This is a genomic window from Streptomyces corchorusii, assembly GCF_001514055.1.
Lineage (GTDB): Bacteria > Actinomycetota > Actinomycetes > Streptomycetales > Streptomycetaceae > Streptomyces > Streptomyces olivaceoviridis.
This window is the reverse complement of the sequence record NZ_KQ948361.1, coordinates 162,150-184,886: the sequence shown is the minus strand read 5'-3', so window position 1 is coordinate 184,886 and position 22,737 is coordinate 162,150. Positions and strand designations below refer to the sequence as shown.

The following is a 22,737-nucleotide window of genomic DNA, read 5'->3' as shown; positions in this document are numbered from 1 at the left end:
CGCGTCACCCCCCCCGTTGCGCGACGTGCTGGAGATTCCGGTCGTCGTGGCGGTCTCCGTGCGGACCTTACCCAGGCCTCCCCCCGGGTGATTCCGCAGGACGGTCCCGCAGGCGATTTTCGGCCGAGGGGCCGGGGCGACGGGCTTGAGGGGCCGGAGCCACGGCGGCCCGTCGATCTAGACTGTGGCCGGCCGTCCGCACGGGTGCCGCGCGGGGCGGGGAACCAGACGCCGAGGGGGAGATGGGCCGCTGTGGAACCGCTGAGGAGTGACGACCCCACGCACATCGGGGGCTACGCCCTTCGCGGCCGGATCGGCTCCGGCGGCATGAGCCGGGTCTACCTGGGCGAGTCACCCGCCGGTCAGCTGGTCGCCGTCAAGGTGATCAAGTCGTCCGTGTTCGACGCCGAGACCCGCAGCCGGTTCGTGCTCGATCCTGATGGACAAGAACGATCCGGACAGCGTGTTCGCGCCGGGCAAGAATGCGGAAGGGCACCTCGACTTCTCGGACACCGCGGACGGGAACGGGCGGAGCGTCGTCCGGGGCTTCCTCAGCACCCTGGGCCAGCACCCGGACGCCTACGCGACGGTCTCGACCGCGGAGCAGGTCTACACCCGTAGCGCGCTGGAAGAGACGGTGGGCCCGGACGGAAGGATTCACGAGGGCGCTGCCAGGGCGACCGTGCGCGTGGGCGCCGAGGTGCAGGGCATGCTGGACCAGTCCCGGGCCGACCAGGTGGAGGCGACGAACCTCAAGACCCACGAGGACTACGAGAAGGCGGTCGCCAAGCGGTCCGGCTGGGTCGAGTTCGGGGCCACCGCGGGCATCGCGGCGGGCGTCGCCTTCCTGCCCGCGACCGCGGCCGTGGGAACGGCCGCGGTGCTCATTCCGCTGGCGACCGATACGGCCAGTGGTGCCGCCGAACAGCTCATCGGCCAGATGGTCGGCGACGTCTCCGACAACTCGGTGGACGAGCACAAGGAGAAGATGGAGGACCTCACCAGGGAGGAGAAGACCAGGGTCTACTCCGCTGGTGAGGGCATGGCCGAGGCCCCGATGGAGGAGTTCCTGGAGCGTCGCGGTGTGGGGAAGGACAGCGTTTTCGGGCAGGACCTGCACGAATCGATGCTGATCGGCTACGGGGTCGGCAACGACCGGGAGAACCAGCAGGGAAACGACCCGGAGACGGGCTGAGGCCGGTGGACGGCCGAGGACACGTGAGGATGCGGACAGTGATCAGTCGTAGGTCGGTACGCGGGGGGCTTCTCTCGGCGGCCGTGGCCGGCTCGTTGTTTCTCGGGGCCACGGGTTGTGGAGGGAGCGGAGACGTGGACGGAACTCCGAAAACTCCGAAGGACTACGCGGTCGTTGCGGGGACACGACTCTGCGGTGGCGATGCCATGTCCGCTGACGCGTCCAAGGCACTGAAGGTGATCACGGGGTCGTCGCGGTTCGAGGCCTCGGCGGAGAAGTACACCGTGGCGAAGGCCGCGGCGAACCTTGCCGGAACGTTCCCGGGCTCCACCGTGCCGAAGGACGCCTGCCGTGTGTACACGCCCATCGGTACGCCGGGCTTCGAGCTCAGAATCACCTGGGACCTGGCCGACAACGCCCCGACGGGTCTCTCGGCCCCGCAGTTCACCGAGCTGAAGATGGGGGAGCGGGCCGTGGCTGCGGCGGACAAGGCGTACGTCTTCTTCGCGTGCCGGAGCGACAGGCTGTCCGGCTCGTCGGAAGCGGCCCACATCATCATCGGCGTGGAGCGCGGGGGCATGCCGAAGCCACCCGAGGGCGACGTGGAGACGTTGAAGGACGCCTACGCGACCGTGGCCCATTCCTTCTCCCTGGCCATGGCCAAGGAGCTGCGCTGCGAGAAGAACGGCGGGCTTCCCGCGAAGCCCGTGCTGAATCCCGCGTAGCCGCTGACGAGCGCGGAAACGAGCATGCCGTATGCGGTGTGCCACGGACGAGCGGGGCACGGGCCTCGTCTCCAGGGGGCGCCGACCTCGCGCTCGCCCACGACTTCGACCCGGTCCGGCTCCCCGTACCGGGCGGTGCGGAGAAGCCCTCCTCGGCGAAGAACCAGTCGGGATCTGCCGTCGGTGGCGAGCTTCCATCCCCATGCGGTCCGCCGTGCCACCGGCGCCCTGCTCTGCCTGCCGCCGGAAGTGAGCGCGGCTCCTGGCCGGCCCACTCGCCAGATCCTTCGACGCGGCCGGACGAGCAGAAGCGAGCACCGCCCGGGGTGCCGGCTGGAGGAGCAGAGGTAGTTCTCAGTCATGACGCTCCGGCCGCCTCGCAGCCGGCGCCTGGGGCGGGAAAGCAGGCGATCCTCGACCGGCGGCCAAGGGTTCCTGACCGCCGCTGCGAGCAGTGCCGGGAATGCCGGCGCCTGGTGCGTGCTCCCGGCCTTGGCGGGGTCCGCGCCGGGCAGTTCTGACGTAGCACACAGCGGGCCATCCGGTCGAGGTGTTCCACCAGCGCTGCCGCATCCGCCGCCACCGGGCGGCAGCTTGATCATCCGCCACTGGGGTGTGGCGCATGGGTGTCCGCCGCGGTGAGCATGCCGGTCGCCCGGGTCGCCACCGCGGCGGCGACCCGGGACCGCGGCGACGTCCTGCCGGTGGGGCGGGAGGAGCCGCACCGTAGGCCGTCGCCGCTTGACCCCTTCGTGTGTGGCAGGTCCCGTCAGGTGCGGGTCCAGCGTTGGTTGCTGCCGTTGGAGCAGGAGTAGAGCTGGATCAGGGTGCCGTTGGCGGTTCCGCCTCCGACGGCGTCGAGGCAGAGGCCGGACTGGACGCCGACGATGGATCCGTCGGAGTTGAGGCGCCATTTCTGGTTGTCGCCGCCCCAGCAGCTGTAGATCTGGACCTTGGTGCCGTTGCCGGTGCCGGCGGCGTCCAGGCACTTGTCGCCGTAGACCCTGAGCTCGCCGGCGTCGGTGTACGTCCACTGCTGGTTGGTGGCGCTGTGGCAGTCGTACAACTGAACCTGGGTGCCGTCGGTGGTGCTGGCGTTGGGCACGTCCAGGCAACGGCCCGAACCGACGCCCTTGATCTGTCCGCCACCCGAAGGCGGCGGCGTGGAGGAGCCGCCGTTGAGTGCGTTGAGGACGGCGGTGTAGGCAGCCTTCTTGCTGCCGTCGCCGTTGAACAGCAGCGGCGTGTCCCCCGATCGCCAGGAGTCGGTGTCGCGCACGCCCCAGACGGTGATGCCCAGGCAGCGCGAGACGGCCAGGCAGTCGTTGGTCACGGCGGCGTAGGTCGAGGACGACGCGCCCTGGATGTCGAGTTCGGTGATGGCCACGTCGACGCCGAGGGCGGCGAAGTTCTGGAGGGTGGTGCGGAAGTTGCTGTTGTAGGGGCTGCCGCTGTTGAAGTGCGACTGGAAGCCGACGCAGTCGATCGGCACACCGCGCTGCTTGAAGTCGCGGACCATGTTGTACACGCCCTGGGTCTTCGCCCAGGTCCAGTTCTCGATGTTGTAGTCGTTGTAGCAGAGCTTGGCCGCCGGGTCGGCGGCGCGCGCGGTGCGGAAGGCGACCTCGATCCAGTCGTTGCCGGTGCGCTGCAGGTTGGAATCCCGGCGGCCGCCCGAACCGTCGTCCGAGAAGGCCTCGTTCACGACGTCCCACTGGGCGATCTTGCCCTTGTAGTGGCCCATCACGCCGTTGATGTGGTCGATCATCGCCTGGCGCAGTGTGCTGCCGCTGAGGCTCTGCATCCAGCCGGGCTGCTGGGAGTGCCAGGCCAGGGTGTGGCCGCGCACCTGCTTGCCGTTCTGCACCGCCCAGTTGTAGACGCGGTCACCGGCGGAGAAGTTGAACTGGCCCCGCTGCGGTTCGGTGGCGTCGATCTTCATCTCGTTCTCGGCCGTCACCATGTTGAACTCACGGCCCGCGATCGTCGTGTACGCCGAGTCGCCCAGCTTGCCCGAGGCGATGGCGGTGCCGAAGTAGCGGCCGCTCTGTGCCGCCGCGGCGCCGAGCGTGCTCTCGGCGGCGTGTGCGGTCGGCGGCGCCACCAGTGCGGTGACCGTACCGAGGACGCCGACGACCAGCGTCAGCAGCAGGCCGTGGATCTTCCGGCGGATACCGGATCTGGGAAGGGCGTACGAGCCCATGACTGTGCCTCCAGGGTAGACGTCACGGATGGACCGAAGCGCTGGGGATTGCGCCGTCCGCTCCGATGCGGCAGACGGACGGGGCGGGCCGGAGCCCCGGCAGCACGGCATCACCGGGCACCGCGGTCATGGGTCGACACAGGCATGGGCTACTCCATCGCGGCTCAGCCGGGGGACCGTCACACGGCGTCGCGGGCCTCTCCGACTGCGCGAAGAGCCAGGATGCGCTGGTGCGAACCTCACCGGAACGAAACGGGGTGGCGCAGGTGCTGCGGTGCGCGGATCTGTCGTGGATCTGTCGTGCGGCTGGTCGTGATCTGGCGTGCGGTACGGATCGTCCAAGCCGACAGGGCACGGAATCACGAACCGGGGCCGGTTTCCCAGACACGGATGATTGAGGTGGTGACCGTGGGTCGTCAATACTCCCCGCAGAAGAAATTTCCGATTGTCGTGCGAAACTTTCGGAATTCGGTGAGCCGGATGGCGAACCCCGGGTGCCGGCGTCGGTGGATGTCGGAGATCAGGGCCGGGAGCAGGGCGGCCGTACGGATGCTGATCACTTCGGGGCACGGTCGAGTGGGTGTCGGCGCCGTCCCTACCTCGCTCGGTTCCGGGGTCAAGGGGCGTACCGGCCGACCATTTGACGTGTGTCGCGTGCGCACTTCGGCCCGTAGGAGTCCGAATACTTTCGGTGCTGACGGCGATTCATGCGAGAGGTATTGACGCCGTCCGCCGGTTCTTTATCATCCGGATGGCTCGATACATCGACCGTTGTTCGGTCCGCCGCGCGTCGAGCGATCCGACCCATCCCCAGGCTGGTCCGCTCCGCAGCCGCTGTTCACGGGAGCCAACGGCGAGGTCTGCCGGGCGAGAGGGGGCGTGAAATGAACGCGTCATAGGATGACTCGTCCCAACTCACGGCTTACTGAAGGAAACAGATGGGTAGACAGATACGGCGCTGGGCGGCACTCGCCGCCCCGCTCGCCCTCGGTGCGGCACTGCTCGCTCCGGCCACCGCTCAGGCGGAGACCGTCGTCTCCGGGAACTACACCGCGGTGTTCAACTACCCGACGCCCACGACCTACGACTCCTCGATCAACACGTCGGTCGGCAGCCTCATCGATCTCGCGGCGCCCAACTCGACGCTGTACATGGGCATGTACTGGTTCAGCAGCTCCGATCTCCAGGGGAGGCTCGCCGCCGCCCAGAGCCGCGGCGTCACGCTGCGCATCATCTCGGAGTCGGCGAACCGGGCCAGCAGCAACCTGGACGGTCTGACGCTGACGGGCAACTCCAGCCTCACCTGGTGCTCCCGCGGCTGCCTGGGCAACGGCTCGGGCGACACGAACGCGATCGACCACGACAAGTACATCGTGTTCGACGCGCTCACCGACGGCCGCACGAACGTCGTCTGGCAGAGCTCGCAGAACCTCGCGGGCGGCCAGGACGGCGAGATCAACAACGCGGTCGTCGTGTCCGGCAACGCGGCCCTCGCCGCCCGGTACCGCGCGCACTTCAACGACCAGATCAAGCACGCCGGCGACAGCCTGCACACCACGTACGACTACACCACGGGCGACCCGAACTCTCCCGTCGAGGCGTTCTTCTTCCCCCGCAACACCGCCTCGGACGCCACCCACTACGGCAACGCCGACATCCTCGCCTCGTTCATCGACAAGGTCGACTGCTCGATCGACGGCAAGATCAGGATCTCGGCCGCCGAGCTCGACCAGCGGACCACCCGCCCGGCCGTCTACGACGCCCTCCAGGCGAAGCGGTCCCAGGGGTGCAGCGTCGACGCGAACGTCCGCGACCTCAGCAACGGCGGTGGCAACGACGGCGTCAACGACCTGACCGCGCTCGACGTCGCGGCCTACGGCAACCGCCCCGGCGGATGCCGCTACAAGTCCTCGGCGACCGCCTCCTGCAACCACGGCACCACCCACTCCAAGTACCTGCTGACGGAGTGGACGAAGTCCGACGGCACCAAGGTCCAGCACGTGTACACGGGCTCCCACAACTGGACCGCGGGCTCGCTGAAGACGAACGACGAGACGCTGCTGCGCATCGACGACCCGGCGGTCTACCAGGCCTACGTCGCCAACTTCAACAAGGTGCGTTCGGGTGCGGTCGACATCGACGCGTCGAAGTACGGCTCGACGTCCCAGCACTACTCCCGGGTCAACGTGCAGGCCGACGGCGACCAGCACTACAGCGCCGTCGCCTCCGGCGGCACCTCGTCCGTCTACACCGCTGTGGTGTACGAGCAGGGCGACCGGCACGACTCCTCGGACACCGAGCTGGGCACCGACGTGTACATCCGCATGTACAAGGACGGCGCCCCGCTGTGGAACGAGAAGCTGCTGAGCAACAGCGGCACCGCCGGCAACACGACCTGGTCGCACCAGAAGCCCGACGTCGGCGTGGACGACCAGGGCAACGCGATCGTCGCATGGGCCAAGGACGACGACGGCAACAAGTACGCCGACATCGCCGTGGTCAAGGTGGCCCCCGACGGCACGGTGACCGCCCTGCCGCGCCCGCACGCCTCCGGTAGCGGGGACCAGCTGCGGCCGACGGTCGCGGTGGCCGGCGACGGCTCCTACACCGTGGCCTGGGAGAGCACGGCCGACGGCGCCACGCTCAACCAGGTCTACGCGAGCAGCTGGTCCGGGACCGGTGCGCTGCGCTACCAGGACGTCCAGGTCAGCACGATCAACTCGGGTGCTGCCGGGTCGAACCGCCGCCCGGACGCGGCGATCGACGACGCGGGGAACACCGCGATCGTCTGGGAGGAGGACGCGGACGGCAACGGCGGCCTCAACATCGGTCTCGCCAAGCTGAACACCTCGGGCGGCTTCGCCGTGGCCCGCAAGGTGGCCAACTCCCTCACCGACGGCCAGCAGACCGTTCCCGCGGTGGCGTCGGCGGGCGACGGCCGGTTCGTCGTGGCGTGGACGGACGAGTACACCACCGGCACCGGCACGCCGGTGCGCCCGCAGCGGATCTACGACCGCGTGTTCTCCGCGACCGGCGGTGCCGCGGCGGCCGAGCAGCGGACCACCGAGGACGGCACCGGCAGCGGCCCGTACGTCGACGGCCAGCGGCCGATCTCCGACCAGGACGCCGCCGATGTCGCGGTCGCCGACGACGGCAGCTTCGTGGTCGCGTGGAAGGAGGCCTTCGACGTGAACATCGGCGGGACCGTGTACCCGGGCAAGGACGACGTGTGGGCCCGCGGCTTCAACGCGGACGGCACGACGGCCGGCAGGCTGCCCGCCTACCGGATGAACGTGGTGACCGGCGGCGGCCAGGGCGGCCCGGCCGTGACCCTCGCTCCGACCGGCCGGCTCGCGCTGACGTACTCGGACGACTACGACGGCAACGGCTTCAACGAGGTGCGGCTGCGGGACGCCTTCGGCAACTCCTGAGTCCCGGGGAGCCATCGCTCCCGAGTCCCGCGCGGTAGTGTGGCCGGTGGCTCCCGCGCGGGCCGGGTCGGACACGACGGGGGGTCGTTGGTGGGGGGTTGGCGCCGGCAGGAGCCCGGGCGTGTGGCCGACCGGTCGGCGCCCGTGCTGCCCCCGTCGTTGCGCGTGCCGCTCGGACCGGTCGCGGCCCTCGCCGCGCTGGTGGTCGTCGTGCTCGGGGTCCTGTACGCCGGCCACGGCGAGCCCGGCACGGTGGACAGGTGGGTCGTCCGGCCTACGGCGGACAGCGTGCGCCCACCGTGGCGGTACGTCGCCCTGGCCCTGGACTTCCTGGGGGAGCCCGTGGGAGCGGTGATGCTGGTCGGGGCCGCCGTGACCGGCTGCCTGCTGCTTCGGCGTCCTCGGGGAGCGGTGCTCGTCGTCGCCGGCGCCGGTGTGGCCGTAGGGACGGCGACGCTGCTCAAGCACGTGGTGGGACGCACCATCCACGGCCCCGGCAACCTGTCCTACCCGAGCGGGCACACCGCCTTCGCCACCGCGCTCGCCTGCGCGGTGGCCCTGCTCGCGGCCGGCCGGCCCGGCCTCGGCAGGGCGGCCGGCGCATCACTCGTGCTCGTCTCGGCGCTGGTGGCGGGCGCCGCCATGGGCTGGGCGGAGGTCGCCCTGAGCGCGCACTACCCGACCGACGCCCTCGGCGGCTGGTGCGCCGCGCTGGCGGTGACACCGGCGACCGCGTGGCTGGTCGACCGCACGGCCGACCGGCTGGCCGGGCGGACGGCCGGCGCCGGCCGGCGAGAGGGCGACTGACCCTGGGTCAGGCCAGCCGGCGGAACACCGGCTTCACCGGGCGCCCGCCCAGCCAGGGGGTGGGGTCACCGGCGTCCAGCGCCTTCCGGTACACCGCGCACGCCTGGGCCACCACGTCGACGGTGTGGTCGATGTCCGCGTCGCCGAGCGCGCTGCTCACCACGAACGACGGGGCCAGCACCCCGCCCATGAGGAGCCGGCGCAGGAACAGGGTGCGGTACTGCTGCGACGGCTGCCCGTTCCCGTCGAGGGTGGCGAAGACCAGGTTGCTGGCCCGGCCCCGGACGACGACGTGGTCGCCGACGCCCATCGTGGCCGCGGCCTCGCGGACACCGGCGGCCAGCCGCTCGCCGAGGGCGTGCAGGCGCGCGGTGACGCCCTCCTCGACGTAGGTGGCGAGCACGGCCATCGCGGCGGCCAGGGAGTGGGTTTCCGCGCCGTGCGTGGTGGACAGCAGGAACACCCGGTCACCGGAGTGGCGCAGCCCGCCCCGCTCCATCAGTTCCCGGCGCCCGGCCAGCGCGGAGACGGCGCACCCGTTGCCCAGCGCCTTGCCGAACGTGGAGAGGTCGGGCACGACGCCGTACAGGCCCTGGGCGCCCGCCTCGGACCAGCGCAGGCCGGTGATCATCTCGTCGAAGACCAGGACGCAGCCGTGCCGGTCGGCCAGCTCGCGCAGGCCGGCGAGGTACCCGGGCGGCGGCTCGGTGTGGGTGGCGGGTTCGAGGATCAGGCAGGCGACCTCGTCCTGGTACCGGGTGAGCAGCTCCTCCGTGGCGGCGAGGTCGCCGTAGGGGAACGTCACGGTGAGCTCGGTGGTCGACTCCGGGATGCCGGCGGACATCGGTGTGGTGCCGATGAACCAGTCGTCGACGGAGAAGAACGGGTGGTCGGCGCAGAGGGCCACCCGCGGGCGCCCGGTGACGGCACGGGCGAGGCGCACCGCGGCGGTGGTGACGTCGGAGCCGTTCTTCGCGAACTTCACCATCTCGGCGGTCGGCACCGTCGCCAGGAAGCGTTCGGCGGCCTCGACCTCCACGATGGACGGCCGGACGAAGTTGCCGCCGCGGTCGAGTTCCCGCCGCACCGCCTCGGTCACGCGCGGGTGGGCGTGGCCGAGGCTCACCGACCGCAGGCCGGAGCCGTACTCGACGTAGCGGTTGCCGTCGACGTCCCACACGTGGGCGCCCCGGCCGTGGCTGATGACCGGGGCCAGGTCCTCGGGGTACTGGTCGTCGCCCTTGGCGTAGGTGTGCGCGCCCCCGGGGACCAGGGCGTGCAGCCGCTCGTTCGCCGCCCGCGACCTGGGCAGGTGGAACTCTCCGCTGTCCAAGCCGACTTCACCCTTCCGTGTGCTTCAGGGCCTCGGCGAGGCTCGGCGCCTCCCGGTCCCGCCGGGACATCGATGTGGCCGGCAGCGGCCACGGAATGGCGAGCTCCGGATCGTCGAAGGCGATCGTCACGTCCTCGGCCGGATCGTGCGGGCGGTCGATCCGGTACGAGGTGTCGGCGGTGTCGGTGAGCGCCTGGAAGCCGTGCGCGCACCCCGCCGGCACGTACACGGTCGCCTGCGTCTCGCCGGACAGCTCGAAGAAGGCCCGGCCCAGGTACGTCGGCGAGTGGGGCCGCAGGTCCACGACGACGTCGAAGATCCTCCCGTACGAGCACCGCACCAGCTTGGCCTCGCCGGCGCCGGAGCGCAGGTGCAGGCCGCGGAGCACGCCCCGGACCGAGCGGGACACGCTGTCCTGGACGAAGGCGCACGGGTCGAGGCCCACCGAGCGGACCACGTCGGCGTCGAAGGTGCGGCAGAAGAAGCCGCGCTCGTCGGCGTACGGCGTCGGCTCGAACAGGTACGCGCCGGCGATCTGGGGGACTTCGGTCGCCTTCATGGAGCCTCCTGGCGGGCGGGGGAGCGGGTGTGGCCGGTCGTCGGGAACAGGGCCGTGGTCAGAGCGGTGAACTGGTGGTCGAGGTGCCGGGCGGCGGCCAGGTTCCGCTCGACGAGGGTCCGCCGCAGCCCGGCCGACCGCTTCTCCAGCGCCCGGAACTGGGCGAGCAGCCGGTCGGCGTCGAGCTCGCGCGCCGGGTGGCAGTACGCGCCGAGGCCCATCCGTTCCATGAGCGCCTCGCTCTTCGCCGCATAGGTGACGGCGAGCGTCGGCGTCCCGGTCTTCAGCGCGCAGATCAGGTTGTGGTACCGGATCGCCACCACGGCGTCGGCAGCCGCCGTCTCCTTCATCAGGTCGGCCAGCGAGGCCGCCTCGGCGGCGGTGACCAGCGGCGAGTCGACCGCGTCGAGGATCGCGGCGACCACCGGCGCGTCGCACGCGTCGCCGGTGAGCAGCCGGACCTCCCTGCCCTCCTCGACCAGCGCGCGGACGAACCGGATCGTCCCGTCCAGGTAGCGCCGGTGGATCTGCCCGGCCCGGGAGCGGTCGTCGTCGCCGCCGTGGAAGTCCATGACACCGACACAGACCGGTCCCGGCGGGCCCGAGGGCGCGTTCGCCCCCGGCGTCGGCAGGGCGAACGCGAGGTCCGGGTAGACCTCGTCGCGTGCGGTGTCCACGCCCATCGCCCGCATCGCGTCACGGGACTGGGCGTCCCGGTACGAGCGGTACGCGGCCAGCCGCGCCGACCAGCGCACCAGGGCCCGGGTCCGCCGGTTGCCGATCCTCGCGGCGCCGACGCTGACCAGCGCGACCCGGGTGCCCAGCAGCCGGCCGCTCGCGCACAGCAGGAACAGCGCGTACGGGAAGCCCCACGGCCGCAGCGGCAGCGTCGCCTCCAGGACGCCCATGCCCGGCACGATCACCACGTCGTGCCGGCGCACCCAGGCGGCGGTGCGGAAGACGTCGACGAGTTTGCCCAGGCCCTTCGACGCGATCGCGCCCGCACGCGACGCGGTCCGGTACTCCCCGCGGTACCAGTGCAGCCGCGTCGCGGGGATGCCGAACCGGGCCGTGACGGCCTCGGGTCCGCCGCACAGCGCGTCCACGACCGCCTCCGGGTGCTGGGTGCGGAGGTACCCGAGCAGGGCCTCCAGCGACCCGTCGTTGCCGAGGTTGCCGGAGCCGAGCAGGCCGAACAGCCCCACGCGTGGCGCCCTCACGCCGGCCTCCCCTCACGGCCGGCGACCAGGGCGTCGACCGAGACGGTGAGCCCCGCCGGGTCGACCGGGGCGCGGTCCTCGACCCGCTCGCCGGCGCCCGGCCGGGCCCGGCTGGCCATCCAGGCGGCCAGGTGGCGGTAGCACGCGCGCCGGTCGGCCGGGGACAGCGGCGCCCGCCGGATCGCCGAGACGAAGCCCCAGACGTACTCGGCGAGCAGCCGGGGCGTCGGGTGCAGCGGGCCGGCCCGGCGCGGGTCCAGATTGACGCACCGGGAGCGCTTGGACGGGTTCGCCCGCTCGGCGCGGGTGGGGTGGTCGCGGCGGAAGTACAGCAGCTCCGGCACCTGGTGGAAGGGCCCGTGCAGGCCGATCTCGGCGACGAACGTGCGGTCCGCGTGGTGGTAGCTGTCCATCGGTCGCACCCGGCGCAGCACGTCGGCCCGGATCACCCCGTAGAAGTCGTCGCCGCCGGGTTCGAACAGCATGCTGCGGAAGCGCTCCGGCGCGTGCGGCGAGGCCGTGGCGAGCGTGTACTCGTAGGGGACCTTCACCCGGCCGTCGCCGTCGATGACCGCCTGGTCGGCGTGGGCGAGGATCACGTGCGGCCGCTCGTCCAGCGCCTCGACGCAGCGCCGCAGCAGGTCCCGGCCGTACAGGTCGTCGTGCGAGGCCCACTTGAACAGCTCGCCGCGGCACTCGGCGAACACGTGGTTGTGGTTCGGGGTGGCGCCGATGTTCCGGGGCAGGCGGATGTAGCGGATGCGGGAGTCCTTCGCGGCGTACGCGCGGCAGATGTCCTGGGTCCCGTCGGTCGAGGCGTTGTCGGAGACGACCAGCTCGAAGTCCTCGTAGGTCTGGCCGAGCAGGGCGTCCAGCGACTCGGCCAGGTACTCCTCGCCGTTGTACACGGGCAGGCCGATGCTCAGCCTGGGTCGGTCGGTCATGTGGTCCTCACTTCGGGAACGGAGTCGTGGTGCTGCTCGCGCAGGGCGGACCGCAGGTGCAGCCACCACACGGCCGAGCCGCTGACGGTCGCGGCGGCGACGCCCCAGGCCGAGCCGACCGTGCCCGCGACGGCCGCCCCGCCGAGCCCGCCGCCGACGTAGCAGGCGGAGGCGAACAGCTGGGAGCGCAGGCTGCGCCGGGCCGCGCCGAGCGCGCGCAGCCCGGCCGCGGCGCCGGTGCCGAGGCCGGCGCCCGCGACGCTGAGGGTGATCGGCACGATGAGCTGCGAGGCGGAGTGCCAGACGCCGCCCAGCACGAGGTCGCCGAGCCGGTCCGGCACCAGCAGCAGCGTCCCGCCCCAGAGCAGCGCGCCGGCGGCCTGCCCGCCGCCCAGCAGGAGGCAGAACGTGCCGAGGCGGTGCGGGGCCTGCCGCAGCACCCGCGCCGCCTCCGGGACGGTCACCAGGGACAGTCCCATCAGTACGGCGAGGAAGGGGCCCATCAGGAGCTCGGCCCCCCGCACCGCGCCCACCGCGCCGACGCCGACGATCGCGCCGAGCCCGTACGCCCGCAGCTGGCTCGCGCCGCTGAGGCTGACGTTCTCGACCAGGTACCGGGAGCCGAGGTCGCGGTGCTCGCGCAGCCACGCGCGTGCTCCGCCCACCTCGGGCCGGATCCCGGACTGGAGGCAGCCGTACGCCGCGGCCACCGCGGCGGAGGCTCCCCAGGCGAGCACGAACGCGGCCACGCTGCCGACGCGTGCCGCCAGGACCATGGCCGGGACGAGCGCGACGCACCACACGAGGTCGTTGACGAAGGCCTTGCGCCCGGTGCCGGCGGCGAAGAACGAGAACCGCCAGGCGTCCTGCACCAGTAGCCCCGGCAGCAGGACGCCGAGGCAGGCGAACGCGGGCCCCACCCGGCCGCCGAGACCGAGCCCGGCCGCCAGGCACACCGCGCCGATGGCGGCGCCCACGCCGAGCGCGGTACCCGACGACCGGGCCACGGCCGCGCGCCAGGACGCCTCCGGAACGCCGCTGAAGCGCACCACGAGAGGGTCGGTGGCAAGACCGCGCGAGACGTTGAGCACGACGCCGTAGGTCACCCAGGCGAGGCTGAACACGCCGAACGCGGTCACTCCCAGCGAGCGGGCCACGTAGATGCCCACCGCGAAGTTGCTGATGCTGGAGGCCGCCTGGTCGGCGAGCCCCCAGGACAGCCGGCCGGCGACGGCCCGCCGGGCGCTGCGCCGGGCGTGTGGGACCCTGGGCGGCGGTGGCGCCGTCGTCCGCGGATTCTCCCCCTCGGTGGTCATCGGCGTCATGCCTTGATCAGTCCGGCGCCGTGCAGGGCGTCGGCCGCGGCGGCGACGGTGTCGAACGGCAGCCCGGACCGCTCGGCGACGTCCAGCAGACCGTGCTCGCCGTCGGAGAGGCTGAGCACCCAGAGCATGGCCATCTGGGCCTGCTTGGTGTCGCTGCGCCCGCCGAGCGCGTCGTACAACCCCCGCCGGCCCAGCTGCGGTTCGCCGTGCGGGCTGAGGTTGACGTACCGCCGGTCGCGGTCGAGGACGGCGAACGCCTCGCGGCAGACGGCGAGCGTGTCGGCCATCGCCTCCGGGGAGACGAAGTCCAGGTCGTCCGCCGAGGTGTGATACTCGGGGTAGCCCGCGTACGGGGTCCGGGTGAGCGAGCCCACGCCGAGGTTGAACCCGGGCGAGCAGTACTGCCGCTCGTCGTAGCCGTACGGGGTGAACTCGGTGACGCGGTGCGGGCGTCCGGAGGCGGTCAGCACGTGCCGCATCACCCGGTCGATCTCCGCGTCGCCGCGCCGGCTCTGCTTGTACGTCAGCTGCCCGGGGTCGCCGGCGCAGGCCAGCACCAGGCCGTGCCTGACCCGGTCCACCCGCTCCGCGTTGCGGGCCAGCCACGTGATCGCCCCGACGGTGCCGGGCGCGAAGACGAACCGGTAGGTGTGGTACGGCGTCTGCCGGGCCAGCGCCCGGGCCAGGAACGTCGCCACCGCGATGCCGGCCAGGTTGTCGTTGGCCAGCGACGGGTGGCAGACGTGGCAGGAGACGAGCACCTCGTCGGGTACCTGTCCGGGGACCACGTGCTCGGCGTAGGTGAGGTGGCCGTCCGCGAGGGTGGAGTCGATGCGGACCTCGTAGTCGCCGTCCTCCATCGCGTCCAGGGTCTCCTGGGCCAGGCAGAACCCCCAGTCCGGCTTGTAGTAACTGGTGCGGTACGGCACCCAGGCCGGGTGCTCTGGCAGGGTGTGCAGGTGTCCGCGCAGTTCGGCCAGCGGCATGGTCGCCGACACCGGCACGCTGTAGCCGAGCACGTGCAGGCTGGACGCGGCGAAGTCGACGACCCGGTTCCCGGCGGCGTCGGCGATGTACGCGTCGCGGATGTTCCACTCCTGCGGCACGGTCCAGTCCAGCACCTGCGTGCCGGTCGGCACCTCGTGCCGCTGGAGCGGGATGTACTCCCCGACGATGTCCAAGGTGGCGCGCACACCGTCGCCGGTGATGCTCCGGCACAGCGGGTACATCCGCTCCACCAGCGCGTACATCTCCTCGCCGGCCCCGGTCACGGGCGCCACCGCAGGGTGTCGTCGACGGCGCCGGACCCGGACGCCGCGCGCAGCACGGCCAGGCGGGTGAAGCGCTGCTCGAAGTCCTCCCGGGTCAGGCCGAACGTCCGGTACGCGTCGGCGAGTTCGAGCGCGCCCCGCTTCACCGTCCACTCGCAGTCGAAGCCGGGCACCGCGGCGCGGAACCGGGAGAAGTCCACCCGGTACGACCTCGGATCGGCCCCCGTCTCCCCGGTGATCACCACCTTCGCGCCGGACACCGCCTCGGCGACCTGCGCGGCGATCTCGGCGACGGTGACGTTGTTGGTCTCGCTGCCGATGTTGAACGCCCGGTCGTGCACCGCTTCCCGGGGCGCCTCCAGCGCGGCCGTGAAGGCCCGTGCGATGTCGGCGGCGTGCACCAGCGGACGCCAGGGGGTGCCGTCGGAGAGCACCAGGACCTCACCGGACAGCAGCGCGTGCCCCACCAGGTTGTTGAGCACGATGTCGGCGCGCAGCCGGGGCGAGTAGCCGAAGGCGGTGGCGTTGCGCATGTACACCGGGGTGAAGTCGCCGTCGGCCAGGGAGTGCAGGTCGTCCTCCACCCGCACCTTGGACTCCGCGTACGGCGTCACCGGGCGCAGCGGGGCGTCCTCGGCCACCAGCTCGTCGCCGCCGGCGGCACCGTAGACGGAGCAGGTCGACGCGTACAGGAAGCGCGCCACCCCGGCGTCGCGGGCCAGCCGGGCCAGCCGTACGGACGCGTGGTGGTTGATGTCGTAGGTGAGCTCCGGCGCCAGCGAGCCCAGCGGGTCGTTGGAGAGCGCGGCCAGGTGGATCACGGCGTCCACCCCGGCCAGGTGGTCGGCCGTGACGTCGCGCAGGTCCACCCGGTGCCCCGGCGGGTCGGCGGGCGCGGGGCCCAGGACGCAGTCGGCGAACAGGCCGGCGTCGAGGCCGACGACCTCGTGTCCGGCGGCCGTGAGGACCGGGGCCATGACGGTGCCCAGGTAGCCCTGGTGCCCGGTGAGCAGTACGCGCAAGGTTCATTCCCCCAGGTCGAGCGTGAGTTTGGTGACGGTGAACGCCTCGGCGTAGCGCTCGTGGCATTCGATGCCGCGGATCCGGGCGAGGCCGAGGAAGGCCTCCCGGTCGTACCAGGGCCGGTGCCGCTGCGAGGGGTAGTGCTCCTGGAGCAGCCGCACCTTCCGTTCGGCGGTCTCCGGCGACAGCGGCTGGTAGGCGGACGGCCGGCCGAGATCGCCGTCCCACTTGACGATCTCGTAGCCGAGGACCAGGTGGTCGCGGAACGCGGTCGGCATCAGCCGCGCCAGGCCGCGGTGGTCCTGGTGCGCGTCGTCGGTGCGCGGGGCCAGGACCAGGTCCGGGTCGGTCCGCCCGCGCAGTTCCTCGACGGCGGACTTGGCCTCGTCCCAGTGCACGGGCATCCGGCCGTCCGGCAGCTTGTGCACGGTCAGCCGCAGGTCGGCGCCCGGACAGAAGGCGGCGAGCGCGGCCCGCTCCTCCTGCTCCCGCTCGCCGCCGCCACCGGAGAGCACCAGCGCGTCGACACGGACACCCGGCCGCGCGAGGCACAGCGTCAGCAGCGTGCCGCCGGCGCCGATGGCGATGTCGTCGCAGTGCGCGCCCACCGCGACGATCCTCTCCAGGCTCCCCGCCCCGAGCCGGATCACGCGGTCACCCCCGCGCCGTCCCGTTCCCACACGGCCCACGGACGGTCGCCCCGGGCGTAGGCGGCGTCGAGCGCGGCCCGCTCCTTCACGGTGTCGGTCGGCTTCCAGAAGCCGCGGTGCTGGTGCGCCACCAGCCGTCCGCTCTTGGCCAGTTGGGCGCAGCCGTCGGCGACCAGGTCCCCGTCCTCGGGGATGTGGTCGAAGACCTCCTGGCGGAGCACGAAGTAGCCCCCGTTCTCCCACAGCGGCAGTTCGCTCACCGCCGTGATGCCCCCCACCAGGCCGTCCTCGCCCAGCTCCACGCAGTGGAACGACGACTGCGGCGGCACCACCATCATCGAGGCACCGGCGTCGCGCCGGGCGAAGTTCTCGATCATCTCGGGCAGCGGGGCGTCGGTGAGCACGTCGGCGTAGTTGGCGAGGAACATCTCGTCGCCGTCCAGGTGGTGCCGCACCCGGCGCAGCCGTTCCCCGATCGGCGACTCGATGCCGGTCTGCGCGAACGTGATCGTCCAGTCCGAGATGTCGGTGGACAGCAGCTCGGTCCGTCCGCCCCGCAGCACGAAGTCGTTGGACGTCGTCTCCTCGTAGGTGAGGAAGAAGTTCTTGATGTGGTGGGCCCCGTACCCGAGGCACAGGATGAACTCCGTGTGGCCGAAGTGCGCGTAGTAGCGCATGACGTGCCAGATCAGCGGCCTCGGGCCGACCATCGCCATCGGCTTGGGCACGTCGTCCGCGGCACCGCTGCGCATCCGCATCCCGTAACCGCCGCAGAACAGAACGACCTTCATGCTGTGACCTTTCGGGACGCGGCCTCGACAACGCTCAGTTCCGGGATGGGGAAGACCAGCCGGCCGCCCCAGTCGTGCACGTAGGACAGCTGCTCGACGAGCTCGGCCCGCAGGTTCCACGGGAGGACGAGCACGTAGTCCGGCTTGTCGGCGGCGATCCGCTCGGGCGGCAGGATCGGGATGCGGGTGCCCGGGGTGAACCTGCCGTGCTTGTAGGGGTTGCGGTCGACCGTGTACGCGAGCAGGTCGGGGCGGATGCCGCAGTGGTTGAGCAGGGTGTTGCCCTTGCCCGGGGCGCCGTAGCCGACGACCGTCTCGCCGCGCTCGGCCGCCCCGATCAGGAACGTGAGGAGGTCCCGGCGCACCTTGGCCACCCGGGCGGAGAACTCGGCGTACCCGGACAGCTCCTGGAGCCCGGCGGCCTTCTCCCGGTCCAGCACGTCGGCCACCCGCCGGGCCGGCTCGCCGGCCACCTCGGCAGGCCGGGCCCACAGCCGGATGGAGCCGCCGTGCGTGGGCAGCAACTCGACGTCCACGAGCGTGAGTCCGCCGCTCGCCAGGGCCCGGATCGCGGAGGCGACCGTGTAGTACTGGAAGTGCTCGTGGTAGATCGTGTCGTACTGGTTCTCCTCGATCAGGGTCAGCAGGTGCTGCACCTCGATGGAGACCCAGCCGTCGTCGGCGACCAGGGCGCGCAGCCCCCGGGTGAACCCGACGACGTCGGGGATGTGCGCGTACACGTTGTTGGCCACGACCAGGTCCGCCGGGCCGTGCGCGTCGCGCACGGCCGCGCCGGTGTCCGGGCTCAGGAACTCCGTGAGCGTGGGCACACCCGCCTCGCGTGCCGCGGCGCCGACGTTCTCCGACGGCTCGATGCCGAGGCAGCGGATCCCCCGGTCCACCACGTGCCTGAGCAGGTATCCGTCGTTGCTCGCGACCTCGGCCACGAAGGAGTCCGGGCCGAGCCCCACCCGCCGCACGGCGCCGGCGACGAACGTGCGCGCGTGCTGCACCCAGGACGTCGAGTACGAGGAGAAGTACGCGTACTCCTTGAACGTCTCCTCCGGCGTGATCAGCGGCGGGATCTGCGCGAGCCAGCAGTCGGTGCAGACCCGCAGGTGCAGCGGGTACGCGGGCTCCGGCAGGTCCAGTTGGTCCGCGGCGAGAAAGCTCTCGCACGGCGGCGTCGCCCCCAGGTCGACGACGCTCGCCAGTGCCGCCGAGCCGCAGAGTCGGCATCGTGTCATCTAGTGCCCCCCATTGATTCCGTCCCCCCTTGACTGCGCCCGCCCCGCGATCGCGGCGCGGTACTCCTCTTCCAGGCGCTGAAGCCCGACGGCCGGGCTGAAGCCCTTCTCGTAACGGCGCCGGGCCGCCTCGCCCATCTCCCGGCCCGGCTCCGGCCGGGCCGCGATCCGGCGTATGCACTCCGCGAGCGAGGCGGACTCGCCCGGCCGGTGCAGCAGCCCGGTCACCCCGTCCTCCACGAGTTCGACGAAGGCGCCGTGACCGGCGGCGACAGCGGGCACCCCCGCCGCCATCGCCTCCGCGACCACCAGGCCGAACGTCTCCATGGCCAGCGACGGAGCCACCACGGCGACCGACCGCGCGACGGCCCGCCGGACCTGGGCCGGGTCGAGCAGACCGGCGTAGCGCACGTCGTCCCGGCCCGCCGCCCACGCGGTCACCTCCCGCTCCAGCGGCCCGGAGCCTGCGAGCACGAGCGGCACGCCCACACCGCCGTCCGCCGCGATGTCGTCCCACGCGGCCATGAGCAGCCGCACCCCCTTGGCCTCCGCGAGCCGGCCGAGGAAGAGCAACTGCTCCCCGTCGCCCACCCGGCAGGCGCCGGGGTCGGGGACGAAGTTGTGCTTCACCGTCAGCAGCCCGGCCGGCATGCCCGCGCGCAGCAGGACGTCGCGCTGCGCCTCGGAGATGCAGAAGAACCGCTCCACGCCGGACCACCACCGCCGCCGGTTGACCGCCAGGCTCACCGCGAGCGGCACCGTCGCGAGGCGGGAGCCCCGGTAGCAGCCGTGCCGGACGGCGGGCAGCGGCGCCGCCGGGCCGACGCACTCGGTGCACAGCCGGCCGTCCCTCTGCAGCGTGCCGGGCGGGCAGATCTGGGTGTAGTTGTGCAGTGTGGCGACCACGGGCACGCCCGCGTCGGCGCAGGCGGCGAGGACCGCGGGGGACAGGAGCGGGAAGACGTTGTGGACGTGCACCACATCCGGCCGCTCGGCGCGGAGCCTGGCGGTGAGCTCCCTGCGGACCGCCGGGTTCCACGGCACGAGCAGCGGCACCGCGACCTTGCCGGGCAGGGACCGGCCGGCGATGTCGTCGCTGCGCCGCTCGAACACCTCGACCCGGTGGCCGGCCGAGCGCAGCAGTTCCACCTCCTCGTCGACGACCCGGTTCTCGCCGCTCGGCTGCGCCGAGGAGTAGCGGTTGTGCACCACGACGACGTGCATGGTCAGCTCACCTCCCGGTCCCGGGCCCAGCGCGGGACACCTGGTCGGGGGAGTGGGGGCGTGGGCAGCGGTGTGGCGGCGGGGGCCGCGAGCAGCGAGGCGGCCAGGGCCAGGTGCAGCAGGTACGGCGAGGCGTCGCCGAGGCCGGCCTCGGTGTACGACGAGATCGCGACGTAGCTGATCAGGAAGATCGCACAGGCCCTCGGCAGCGACGGTGGCCGCAGCAGCGCGACGCCGCCGAGCGCGAGGAGGACGGCCGCCACGAGGGAGACGCCGATCAGACCCTGCTCGTTGTAGACGGCCAGCCAGCTGTTGTCGATCGGCAGCCCGCCGAACGACTTGTCGCCGAGGCCCACGCCGAAGAACCGCTCCCCGGTCGTCCGGGGCGCCGCCAGCAGGGCGTCCCACACCTTGGCCCGGCCGGTGAGGCTGGAGAAGTTCTCCTTGCTCTGTCCGCGCAGGAACCACGCCTGGAGCGCGGAGGCGAACCCCACGGCGGCCACCGTGGCGCACAGCACCGCCCAGGTGAAGAAGCGGCGGGCGGCGGCGCTGGTCAGCAGGAGCGAGCCGATCGCCAGCGCCAGCCCGACGAGCAGGCCGACGGTGGCCGTGCGGGTGTGGGTGAGCGCGAGGAGGACGAGTGAGGGGACGATGACCACCGCCGCGCTGGTCCTGTCGACCTGGCGGCCCAGGAGCAGCAGCACGGTCAGCCCGGTGATCACCGCCGTGTACTGCCCGATCTGCGGCGGGGTGAGCGGCCACAGCGCGCCGACGAGGCGCCCGCCGTAGAGGTCGGGCATGGCGGCGCCCGGTGAGATGGCGAGGCCCGCGGCCACCGACACGAGCACCGCGAAGTACATCCGGATGTGGTGGCGGACGAACGTCACGCTGCCGTCCCACCAGCGGCTCACCAGCCACAGTGTGCCGATGAAGAGGGCCAGCCGGGTGCAGCGGAACAGCGCGCCGAACCCGGACTCCAGGTGGACGCTGGAGATCACGCTCGGCACCAGCAGCAGGGTGAGCAGGAACACGAAGGCGCTGGGTCTGATGCGCAGCCGCACATTGAGCGCGAGCGCCAGCGCGAAGGCGACGACGAGCGAGCCCATGGTGACGAGCTGGATGAGGGAGCGGGGCAGTTGGACGATGGTCTTCGCCCCGGCGGAGCCGAGCGTGTTGAGGCCGAGCAGCAGCCAGACGATCCCGACGGCCTTCGGTGGGGTGGCGGGGGTACGGTCCATCTCAACCACCGGCCCGTTTCGTCGCGAAGGTGCTGCCCGCGTCCTGCCGGTACGGCGGGCCCTGCCACTGCCACCGGTCGAGCACCTGGCTCGGGTCCCGGACGACGAACTGCCACGGACCGCGGTAGGCGTTGTCGTGCCAGCGGTTGTGCTGCTCGAAGGTGATCGCCTCGGCCACCCGCTTGCCCTTGTACGGCGACCAGTCCGGATAGGTGCCGTAGTTGGCGAGCACCGCCATGCGGTCGCACTTCTCCGTGCACTTGACGACGGACTTGTCCAGGACGAAGCGGTTGTCGTGGATGTCCACGCGCTGCGTCTTCCACCGGCAGTCGGCGTACAGCGGTGCCTTGTCGATCGCCGGTTTCACACAGCGGTCCTTGTCCTTCACCAGCAGCGTGCAGTCACCGGAGGAGGTGTTGGCCGGGCTGTTGCAGAACCGGTCGGCGTTCTCCCAGAGGGTGATCCCGTTCCAGTTGTTCTCCAGCAGGTTCCGGTAGATGTCGATCTTGTCCGTGCGGGCCGCGACCCGTGGTTCGCCGCCGGCTTCGGACAGGTAGACGGTCGCGAACGGGAAGTCGTCGCCGCGCGTGGCGGACGCGCGGCCCTCGACCCAGTTGTTCCGCCGGATCGTGTTGTTCCGGATGACCGCGTTGTAGCTGATCTCGTAGATCAGCGCGGCGCCGTCGTTCTCTTCGACGAGGTTGTCCTCGATGCGGAAGTCGTTGTTGTCGGTGTCCGCCCACAACCCGGCGCCGCGGTTGCCGTGCACCCAGTTGCCCCGGACCTCGGCGCCGTCGACGGCCCAGAACTTGATGCCTCCGGTGCAGCCGCAGCCGGGCTTGCGCCGCTCCCAGTCGCCGGTGTTGTTGCCGACGACCTCGTTGCCCTCGACCACCAGGTCGCGGATGGTGTTGCCGGTCTTGTAGGCGTTCATTCCGTACTGGCCGTTGTCGCGCAGGCAGTTGGCGCGGACCTGCTGGCGGGCGCCGGCCATCAGCCCGGCGCCGTCGTTGTCCTGGATCGTGGCGTGCTCGATCACCCACCCGTCGGCCATGTCGTGGTTGACCACGCCCTCGTCGGTCGGTGCGACGAAGCGCTGCACGGTCAGGTAGCGGATGGTGACATCGGGGGCGGTGCCGCTGAACGCGTACGCGTTCTTCTTCCCGCCGTCGAGCACCGCGCCCGGCGCGCCGAGGTAGCGGTCCCCCCTCTTGGGCATGACCTGGGCGTAGCGCTCCGGGTCGAGCCGGTGCGTGCCCGGTCGCAGCCAGAACGTGGTGCCCGGGGGGTTGTCCTTCGTCTTCTCGGCCAGGTCACCGACCACGTCGGGGTCGACCGTCACCGCGCCCGCCGGCGCTGTCGCGGGTCCGGCCGCGGGCGTGGCGCACACCCGGGCCACGGCGGACGCGGCCCCGGACCCGGACGGCGCGGCGGCCGGTTTCCCCGGTGCGTCCGGTGAGCTCGTACAGCCGGTCGCCGCCAGCAGGGTCAGCGCCAGCGGTGCCGCCGGCAACGCCCAACGCCGGCACGTGATCCCCACGGGTCCCCTCC

The 22,737-nt window shown here is 72.0% G+C and carries 17 protein-coding genes and 1 pseudogene; 4 read left to right on the top strand and 14 right to left on the bottom strand.

Features of this window, described 5'->3' with window-relative positions:
- Nucleotides 1-445 precede the first annotated feature (445 nt).
- Together AQJ11_RS28035 and AQJ11_RS28030 are read left to right on the top strand one after the other, a co-directional pair.
- Nucleotides 446-1,195: pseudogene (locus AQJ11_RS28035) on the top strand (hypothetical protein); the annotation flags it as partial.
- A gap of 206 nt (nt 1,196-1,401) precedes the next feature.
- Nucleotides 1,402-1,920, top strand: a complete 519-nt coding sequence (locus AQJ11_RS28030) for a hypothetical protein (protein WP_059264955.1) — start codon at nt 1,402-1,404, stop codon at nt 1,918-1,920.
- 769 nt (nt 1,921-2,689) lie between these two features.
- On the opposite strand, the gene AQJ11_RS28025 is transcribed toward AQJ11_RS28030, so the two are convergent.
- Nucleotides 2,690-4,123, bottom strand: coding sequence for an endo-1,4-beta-xylanase (locus AQJ11_RS28025; protein WP_059264954.1), 1,434 nt, complete (start codon nt 4,121-4,123; stop codon nt 2,690-2,692).
- Nucleotides 4,124-5,061: 938 nt separating this feature from the next.
- On the opposite strand from AQJ11_RS28025, the gene AQJ11_RS28020 reads away from it, so the two are divergent.
- The gene (locus AQJ11_RS28020; protein WP_059264952.1) at nt 5,062-7,554 is read left to right on the top strand and encodes a phospholipase D-like domain-containing protein; all 2,493 of its coding nucleotides are present in this window, start codon (nt 5,062-5,064) and stop codon (nt 7,552-7,554) included.
- Nucleotides 7,555-7,677: 123 nt separating this feature from the next.
- On the top strand, nt 7,678-8,361 hold the full coding sequence (locus AQJ11_RS28015) for a phosphatase PAP2 family protein (protein ID WP_059264950.1): 684 nt from the start codon (nt 7,678-7,680) through the stop codon (nt 8,359-8,361).
- 7 nt (nt 8,362-8,368) lie between these two features.
- Here the strand turns inward: AQJ11_RS28015 and AQJ11_RS28010 are convergent, their stop codons facing one another.
- The 13 genes from AQJ11_RS28010 to AQJ11_RS27950 are packed head-to-tail and all read right to left on the bottom strand — an operon-like array spanning nt 8,369 to nt 22,726.
- A complete protein-coding gene (locus tag AQJ11_RS28010) occupies nt 8,369-9,694 on the bottom strand; it encodes a glutamate-1-semialdehyde 2,1-aminomutase (protein ID WP_059264948.1) in 1,326 nt (441 codons plus the stop codon).
- 7 nt (nt 9,695-9,701) lie between these two features.
- Complete coding sequence (locus AQJ11_RS28005) at nt 9,702-10,253, bottom strand: dTDP-4-dehydrorhamnose 3,5-epimerase family protein (RefSeq protein WP_059264946.1); 552 nt, start codon at nt 10,251-10,253, stop codon at nt 9,702-9,704.
- Complete coding sequence (locus AQJ11_RS28000) at nt 10,250-11,458, bottom strand: polysaccharide pyruvyl transferase family protein (RefSeq protein WP_059264944.1); 1,209 nt, start codon at nt 11,456-11,458, stop codon at nt 10,250-10,252. The genes AQJ11_RS28005 and AQJ11_RS28000 overlap by 4 nt, the downstream gene beginning before the upstream one ends.
- An 11-nt stretch (nt 11,459-11,469) precedes the next feature.
- Entirely contained in the window at nt 11,470-12,417 is a 948-nt protein-coding gene (locus AQJ11_RS27995; RefSeq protein WP_058082316.1) for a glycosyltransferase family 2 protein, read from the bottom strand.
- Nucleotides 12,414-13,742, bottom strand: coding sequence for an MATE family efflux transporter (locus AQJ11_RS27990; protein ID WP_059264941.1), 1,329 nt, complete (start codon nt 13,740-13,742; stop codon nt 12,414-12,416). Before AQJ11_RS27990 ends, AQJ11_RS27995 begins: the two co-directional genes overlap by 4 nt.
- The gene (locus tag AQJ11_RS27985; protein ID WP_059264939.1) at nt 13,739-15,022 is read right to left on the bottom strand and encodes a DUF4910 domain-containing protein; all 1,284 of its coding nucleotides are present in this window, start codon (nt 15,020-15,022) and stop codon (nt 13,739-13,741) included. Before AQJ11_RS27985 ends, AQJ11_RS27990 begins: the two co-directional genes overlap by 4 nt.
- The gene (locus tag AQJ11_RS27980) at nt 15,010-16,035 is read right to left on the bottom strand and encodes an NAD-dependent epimerase/dehydratase family protein (protein WP_014675545.1); all 1,026 of its coding nucleotides are present in this window, start codon (nt 16,033-16,035) and stop codon (nt 15,010-15,012) included. Before AQJ11_RS27980 ends, AQJ11_RS27985 begins: the two co-directional genes overlap by 13 nt.
- Before the next feature lie 3 nt (nt 16,036-16,038).
- Nucleotides 16,039-16,686: a PIG-L deacetylase family protein gene (locus AQJ11_RS27975; RefSeq protein ID WP_059264937.1), complete on the bottom strand. Its 648-nt coding sequence runs from the start codon at nt 16,684-16,686 to the stop codon at nt 16,039-16,041.
- Complete coding sequence (locus AQJ11_RS27970) at nt 16,683-17,477, bottom strand: glycosyltransferase family protein (protein ID WP_014675547.1); 795 nt, start codon at nt 17,475-17,477, stop codon at nt 16,683-16,685. The genes AQJ11_RS27975 and AQJ11_RS27970 overlap by 4 nt, the downstream gene beginning before the upstream one ends.
- Nucleotides 17,474-18,724, bottom strand: coding sequence for a class I SAM-dependent methyltransferase (locus AQJ11_RS27965; RefSeq protein ID WP_059264935.1), 1,251 nt, complete (start codon nt 18,722-18,724; stop codon nt 17,474-17,476). Before AQJ11_RS27965 ends, AQJ11_RS27970 begins: the two co-directional genes overlap by 4 nt.
- Nucleotides 18,725-19,948, bottom strand: a complete 1,224-nt coding sequence (locus tag AQJ11_RS27960; protein WP_059264933.1) for a glycosyltransferase — start codon at nt 19,946-19,948, stop codon at nt 18,725-18,727.
- Between the two features lie 2 nt (nt 19,949-19,950).
- Nucleotides 19,951-21,186, bottom strand: a complete 1,236-nt coding sequence (locus AQJ11_RS27955; RefSeq protein WP_059264931.1) for a hypothetical protein — start codon at nt 21,184-21,186, stop codon at nt 19,951-19,953.
- A gap of 1 nt (nt 21,187) precedes the next feature.
- Nucleotides 21,188-22,726 carry a right-handed parallel beta-helix repeat-containing protein gene (locus tag AQJ11_RS27950; RefSeq protein WP_059264929.1) on the bottom strand — a complete coding sequence of 513 codons (1,539 nt, stop codon included), beginning with the start codon at nt 22,724-22,726 and terminating at the stop codon, nt 21,188-21,190.
- Nucleotides 22,727-22,737: the final 11 nt, after the last annotated feature.

What these genes read in the sequence shown, in the direction of transcription:
- AQJ11_RS27995 (WP_058082316.1), bottom strand. Translation starts at nt 12,417, where the DNA reads ATGACCGACCGACCCAGGCTGAGCATCGGCCTGCCCGTGTACAACGGC.
- AQJ11_RS27990 (WP_059264941.1), bottom strand. Translation starts at nt 13,742, where the DNA reads ATGACGCCGATGACCACCGAGGGGGAGAATCCGCGGACGACGGCGCCA.
- AQJ11_RS27970 (WP_014675547.1), bottom strand. Translation starts at nt 17,477, where the DNA reads ATGAAGGTCGTTCTGTTCTGCGGCGGTTACGGGATGCGGATGCGCAGC.
- AQJ11_RS28005 (WP_059264946.1), bottom strand. Translation starts at nt 10,253, where the DNA reads ATGAAGGCGACCGAAGTCCCCCAGATCGCCGGCGCGTACCTGTTCGAG.
- AQJ11_RS28030 (WP_059264955.1), top strand. Translation starts at nt 1,402, where the DNA reads ATGTCCGCTGACGCGTCCAAGGCACTGAAGGTGATCACGGGGTCGTCG.
- AQJ11_RS28025 (WP_059264954.1), bottom strand. Translation starts at nt 4,123, where the DNA reads ATGGGCTCGTACGCCCTTCCCAGATCCGGTATCCGCCGGAAGATCCAC.
- AQJ11_RS27955 (WP_059264931.1), bottom strand. Translation starts at nt 21,186, where the DNA reads ATGGACCGTACCCCCGCCACCCCACCGAAGGCCGTCGGGATCGTCTGG.
- AQJ11_RS27960 (WP_059264933.1), bottom strand. Translation starts at nt 19,948, where the DNA reads ATGCACGTCGTCGTGGTGCACAACCGCTACTCCTCGGCGCAGCCGAGC.
- AQJ11_RS28020 (WP_059264952.1), top strand. Translation starts at nt 5,062, where the DNA reads ATGGGTAGACAGATACGGCGCTGGGCGGCACTCGCCGCCCCGCTCGCC.
- AQJ11_RS27965 (WP_059264935.1), bottom strand. Translation starts at nt 18,724, where the DNA reads ATGACACGATGCCGACTCTGCGGCTCGGCGGCACTGGCGAGCGTCGTC.